Source organism: Mesorhizobium sp. (genome assembly GCF_005063415.1).
In the GTDB taxonomy this organism is placed as follows: Bacteria; Pseudomonadota; Alphaproteobacteria; order Rhizobiales; family Rhizobiaceae; genus Mesorhizobium.
This window is the reverse complement of the sequence record NZ_SUEG01000035.1, coordinates 37,774-43,422: the sequence shown is the minus strand read 5'-3', so window position 1 is coordinate 43,422 and position 5,649 is coordinate 37,774. Positions and strand designations below refer to the sequence as shown.

Sequence of the window (5,649 nt, the reverse complement as noted above, 5' to 3'; positions counted from 1 at the left end):
CTCGTCGACGCTGCTGGCCAGACCCGGCCGCAGCGTCACGCCGCCGGAAGTGATGGCGGAAGCAGAGAGATTGCTGGCGCTTAAATTACAAGGCGCTGGATAGGACCTTTTCAGAATTCGCTCTGGCGAGTCGAATAGCGTGGTTTTCGAGAACCGGAGCGGAGCGTACTTAAAGTACGTGAGCACCGGAAGCGCAGAAAACCGCGCTAGTCGGCCGCCAGAGTAGAATTATCAAAAGGTCCTAGATGAACTGCACCTGGACGATCTCGTAGCCCCTGGCGCCGCCCGGTGCGTTGACCTCGATGGCGTCGCCGACTTCCTTGCCGATCAGGGCGCGCGCGATCGGCGAGGAGATCGAGATGCGGCCGGACTTCACGTCCGCTTCCTGGTCGCCGACGATCTGGTAGGTCTTTTTCTCTTCGGTGTCTTCGTCGACCAGCACCACGGTGGCGCCGAACTTGACCTTGTCGCCGCTGAGCTTGGTGACGTCGATCACCTCGGCCCGCGCGATCAGGTCCTCGAGTTCGTTGACCCGGCCCTCATTCAGGCTCTGTGCCTCTTTTGCCGCGTGATATTCGGCATTTTCGGAGAGGTCGCCATGCGAGCGCGCTTCGGAAATCGCCTCGATGATACGCGGCCGCTCCTGTTGCTGGCGCCAGCGCAGTTCTTCCTTCAATGACGCGAACCCCTCGCCTGTCATCGGGACCTTGTTCATAATGCCTGACCTTTCCTGCCGCCGCCCCCGCAATCGGGAGCGACCTTGTCGATGGTACAAAAAGAAAACGGTCCGGCAGCCTCGCTAACGGAACCGTCTCACCACAATCTTGCAAGATATAGCAATCTTCGCGGGTTTTTCACGTCCAAAAAGTCGGATTTTGAAAAATCATCCACCGACGGCGCGGCTGACCTAACGTCAAGGACCGCATCATGTGTACCGTGAGGCCAATTCCGGTTCGGGGCAGCATGTGCAGCACAGTAAAAAACCGGCTGCGATCGCCGCAGCCGGTTATGAGCAGCGTTCCGGAGGTCGGATCAGCTCCTCATGAAATGATCGATCTGCTCCGACAGCATGCCGTATTCGCGAGACCCCTTGCCCGTGCGCTTCTCGATTTCGCGGAGCTGTTCCTGGGCGCCGGCAAGATCGCCGATCTGCAGGTGCGCCTCGCCGAGATATTCGCGCACCAGCGTGTAATTCGGGTCGATGCGCAGCGCTTCCTCGTAATAGCCGAGGCCGACGGTGATGCGGCCGGAATGGCGGTGCGAATAGCCGAGATAGTTGAGGATGCGCGGGTCCTGCTTGTTGGCGGCGAGGCTGAGCACGGCGATCGCCTCGTCATAGCGTCCATCCATCGCCAGCGCGCGACCAGCATCATAGATGCTGTCGTCGTCCAGCATGCCTTGCTTCGGCGAGACACATTTCTTCTGCTTCTTGTCCCAAACCGCCCCCTTCTTGCACTGCGTCTGGCCGCCATCGCTGCCGCCCCCTCCGCCTTCACCAGCCGAAAACGCCGGAGCCGCAATCAGCGGCAGGGCGGCGATGGCCATGGCGTAAATCAGCAATCGTCTGCGCATTACACTCTCCTTTGAACCTGACAATGCAACACTAACGCCGGGCCGAAGCCGTTTCGTCCCCGGAAAATGCCATCCTATCTCAAAACCGCGATCTCTCCCAGGAATGCCATCTTATCCCGGGAACAGAGGGCATAGGAAATCATGCTTTACGATTAACGCCGACGCGCAAGAGAACGTGACGAGCGCTGCAAATCCGCTATCATCGGGCCGACCGAGCACGAAGCACGGAGACGGCCGGTGCAGCAACGCGTTGAACGAGACTGGGAGCTTTCGATCGGTCCCGACACCGTGCGCCTGTTCATCCTCAAGGCGAAGGCGCTCAGCGCCGCCGTCAACGAAGACTACGCCGACGGCGCCGAGCACGAGGTAGAGCTCGACGGCAACGCGCACGACAACCACCATCATGACGGCCTTGCCGAGGAAAGTTCCGAAGATCTCACCGAGGAAGAACTGCGCGAGCTGATCGACGATCTCAATGTCGACGAAGCGGCCGAACTGATTGCGTTGGCCTGGGTCGGCCGCGGCGACTATGACGCCACGGAATGGACGGACGCGCTGGCCGCCGCCCGCGAGCGCGCCAACAAGCGCACGGCAAAATATCTGCTCGGCATGCCGCTGCTAGCGGACTGGCTCGAGGAAGGCCTGGAAGCGATCGGCGCGTGACGGCGCGGTTACCGATTGTGATCGGCCGCCCCCCTCGCCCAAGGCAACTTCCCCGCATTCTGGCCGTTGCGAACTAATGGCGGCGTTTGGCTTTTTCAGATTGGGCAGATTGCTGCTGGCGGTTGCGGCTACGCCGCTGACGGGACCCGTTTTAGCCAAGGCGCCCGAACTACCGCAAACTGCACCGGTTCCGCAGCTCAACCAGCAAGTCACTCCGCCGCCACCAACCGAGATCCCGGTCCCCGAGCCGCGCCCGGCGGATGTCCCGGAGGCTGAGCCGCCCCAGGCCACTCAGCCCCAAGGCGGTCAATCTCCAAACGGCCAGCCCCAGAGCGGCCAGCCCCAAAATGGCCAACCAAAGACCGAGCCGCCGGAGCCGCCGGCGATCGCACCGCAGCCTTCTGAAAAGCCGGCACAGGCTGAGCCGCCGGCAAGTCCACCGGGTGCACCACCAAACCCGGCCGAGGCAGACAAAAAGGCGGAGCAAAAAATCCTTCCAGATCCTCGATCGGCCGCCATTGCCGGGAAAGAAATGCCTGGCGAGGAGTTGGCCTGCCGCAGGCGGCTGAAGTCGATGGGCGTCGATTTCGAGGAGCGCAAGCCCGAGCATGATACGGCGGTCGGTTGCTCGATCCCCTACCCGATCGTGCTGAAGACACTCGGCAAATCCATCGCCATCGGCCCGGAGCCCGAGCTGAATTGCCAGATGGCGGAAGCGGCCGTCCGCTTTGCTGCTTCGGTCATCCAGCCTGCCGCAAAAGCCGAGTTCGGCACGGATATCAAATCGATCGGCCAGGCCTCCGCCTTCGTCTGCCGGCCGCGCCACGCCGGCGGCAAACTGTCGGAGCACGCCTTCGGCAACGCGCTCGACATCGCCAACTTCACGCTCTCCGACGGCAAAGAGATCGATGTCGGTCCAACGCCGCCGGAGAAGGACGCGAAATTCCTGGATACAGTGCGCAAGGCGGCCTGCGGGCCGTTCAAGACCGTGCTTGGCCCCGGCAGCGATGCCGATCATTCGCTGCATCTCCACTTCGACCTCGAACCGCGCCGCAATGGCGGCACGTTTTGCCAATGACCTCGGGCGCCGATAGGAGGCGCCGCAATTTGGCCGCAGGCGTGAACGGCGCCGCTGATTTTTCCTTTACTCTTCAGGTTTAGAGTCTGTGCCATCTGGGGACAGGAACCCTTCCGATGGCCGGGCTACTTCGCGCTGCGCTTGCCGCTGCGCGGCACACAGAATGCGCGCGCGTGGCCGGCAGGCTTGCCGTCATGCTTGCCATTGCGACGGTCTCGGCCTGCAATACCGGCAGCGTGCTGTCGCTGCAGCCGGCCGTCGACGTCGGCAGCCAGACCGCTGCCGTCCCGCCCAATTCCGACCCACAATATTCCGGCCCCCAAGATTCCGGCCCGGAATATTCCGGCATGCAGCGTCTCGTCCCGTCTAATCCCTATATGACGGCCGCCTATCCGCGCCTGGATAACCCGATGTCGCCGGCCGAACAGATGCCGGCCGCAGAGATCGATTGCCGCAAGGAACTGAAACGCCTCGGCGTCGTCTACACCGACGTTGCGCCGATCCATGAAGGCCAGTGCGGCATCGACTATCCGGTCAAGGTCTCGGCCATCGGCAGCGTCGAGATGAAGCCGGCCGCGACGCTGACATGCGACATGGCCGCCACCTTTGCCGGCTGGACCAGGAATGAACTCGTGCCGTCGGCTCGCTGGCGCTATTTTTCAGGCGTCAAGACCATCCACCAGGGCTCGAGCTATTCCTGCCGCAGGATTGCCGGCGAAGGTGTTTTGTCGGAACACGGCAAGGGCAATGCGCTCGACGTGATGAGCATCGAGCTCAACAATGGCGACGACATCGACGTCCGCAAGCCCGGCCTGTTCGCCTTCCGCACACGCGGTTTCCTCAACAATGTGCGCGCCGACGGCTGCCAGTATTTCACCACCGTGCTCGGCCCCGGCTACAATTACGACCACCGCAACCATTTCCATTTCGACATCAAGAACCGCAAGAACGGCTACCGCGCCTGCCGCTGATTGCAGCCCCTGCCCAAGACTTGCTGCGCCGGTTAAGATGGTGCGCAGACGCTTGGGTGGTGCCTCTTGGGCCAACGAAGCCTTCGACGACGTGCAACGACTTGGTTGGTGGCATGCTGTGCCGCCTATCTTTCGCTCGCCTATTTCGCCGCGCCTGAGTTCTGGACGTTGCGGGACCGCAATTTTCGCAATCAGCAATTCGAGATGGTGACCCACACGCCGCAAGGCATTCCGGGCGATCCGATCAATGTCGGCATGGTCGGCACGAAGAAGGAGCTTGTCCATGCTTTTGCGGTCGCCGGCTGGGATACGGCAGACGCGATCACGCTGAAGACCGCGATCGAGATCGGCGAAAGCGTACTATTTAACCGCCCCTATCCCGACGCGCCGGTCAGCCGGCTTTTGTTTGAAGGCCGCGCCCAGGACCTCGCCTTCGAAAGGCCGGTCGGCGACAGCGCCGACCGGCGCCACCACGTCCGCTTCTGGCAGACCGATGCAACCGGCGACGACGGCCGGCCGCTTTGGCTTGGCTCGGCAAGCTTCGACCGCGGCGTCGGCCTCAGCCATGACACCGGCGCGATCACCCATCACATCGGCCCCGACATCGACGCCGAGCGCGATGGGCTGATGCGCGACCTCGCCGCCGCCGGCATGCTGATCTCGACCAGCGAGATACCAGGCGTCGGCGCCACAAAGACCGGGCGCAACGGCGAAGGCGATCCCTATTTCACCGACGGCAAGGCCATCATCGGCGTCCTGCTGCAACTGCCGTAGGCGCGCAATCGGCCTTCCCATCTGACAGCCATTTTCGTCCCGACGAGGTCAGGGCACGGTGATCACGATTTTGCCAAACGGTCCCGTCTCCAGGCGCTCAAATGCCTGCGGCACCTGGTCGAAGCCAAACACCTTGTCGATCACCGGCTTGATCGCGAGCGTCTCGATCGCCTGGTTCATTCGCTCGAAAGCGCGGCGGTGGCCGATCGATATGCCTTGTACGACGATCCGGTTGCGCAGGAACGGAATGATCGGAAAACTGAGCTCCATGCTGCCGAGAAGGCCGATGAGCGACAGCCTGCCGTCGGCGCCCAGCGCATTGAGCGAGCGCCGCGCATTGTCGCCGCCGACCATTTCCAGCACATGCCTGACGCCGGCCCCGTTTGTCAGTTCGCGCGCCGCCTCGTCCCACGCCGGCTGGCTGCGATAATTGATCCCCTTCCAGGCGCCGAGCGCCTTCGCCCGCTCGAGCTTCTCGTCGCTGCTCGAGGTGACGATGGCGCGTAGGCCGAAGGCGGCGGCAAATTGCAGCGCAAACAGCGACACGCCGCCGGTGCCCTGGATGAGAACGGTTTCGCCCGGGATCGGCTT

Annotated in this window: 7 protein-coding genes; 4 read left to right on the top strand and 3 right to left on the bottom strand. The window is 62.7% G+C overall.

Annotation, left to right across the window (positions count from 1 at the left end; all coding sequences use genetic code 11):
• Positions 1–241 precede the first annotated feature (241 nt).
• Together greA and E5W70_RS12305 are read right to left on the bottom strand one after the other, a co-directional pair.
• Positions 242–715 (bottom strand): transcription elongation factor GreA, encoded by a 474-nt coding sequence (greA, locus tag E5W70_RS12310; RefSeq protein ID WP_023719113.1) that lies wholly within the window; start codon positions 713–715, stop codon positions 242–244.
• Positions 716–1,032: 317 nt separating this feature from the next.
• The gene (locus E5W70_RS12305; RefSeq protein ID WP_292658167.1) at positions 1,033–1,572 is read right to left on the bottom strand and encodes a tetratricopeptide repeat protein; all 540 of its coding nucleotides are present in this window, start codon (positions 1,570–1,572) and stop codon (positions 1,033–1,035) included.
• A 237-nt stretch (positions 1,573–1,809) separates the two neighbouring features.
• Here E5W70_RS12305 and E5W70_RS12300 point away from each other — a divergent pair, with 237 nt between their 5' ends.
• The 4 genes from E5W70_RS12300 to E5W70_RS12285 all read left to right on the top strand — a co-directional run bounded on the left by E5W70_RS12300 (position 1,810) and on the right by E5W70_RS12285 (position 5,058).
• A complete protein-coding gene (locus E5W70_RS12300; RefSeq protein ID WP_292658164.1) occupies positions 1,810–2,235 on the top strand; it encodes a DUF3775 domain-containing protein in 426 nt (141 codons plus the stop codon).
• Between the two features lie 532 nt (positions 2,236–2,767).
• Positions 2,768–3,313 (top strand): extensin family protein, encoded by a 546-nt coding sequence (locus E5W70_RS33100; RefSeq protein ID WP_366509695.1) that lies wholly within the window; start codon positions 2,768–2,770, stop codon positions 3,311–3,313.
• A gap of 116 nt (positions 3,314–3,429) precedes the next feature.
• The gene (locus E5W70_RS12290) at positions 3,430–4,284 is read left to right on the top strand and encodes an extensin family protein (protein WP_292658159.1); all 855 of its coding nucleotides are present in this window, start codon (positions 3,430–3,432) and stop codon (positions 4,282–4,284) included.
• A gap of 66 nt (positions 4,285–4,350) precedes the next feature.
• Positions 4,351–5,058, top strand: a complete 708-nt coding sequence (locus tag E5W70_RS12285) for an LssY C-terminal domain-containing protein (protein ID WP_292658156.1) — start codon at positions 4,351–4,353, stop codon at positions 5,056–5,058.
• Between the two features lie 48 nt (positions 5,059–5,106).
• On the opposite strand, the gene E5W70_RS12280 is transcribed toward E5W70_RS12285, so the two are convergent.
• A partial coding sequence (locus tag E5W70_RS12280) for an NAD(P)-dependent alcohol dehydrogenase (RefSeq protein ID WP_292658154.1) occupies positions 5,107–5,649 on the bottom strand: 543 nt, incomplete at its 5' end.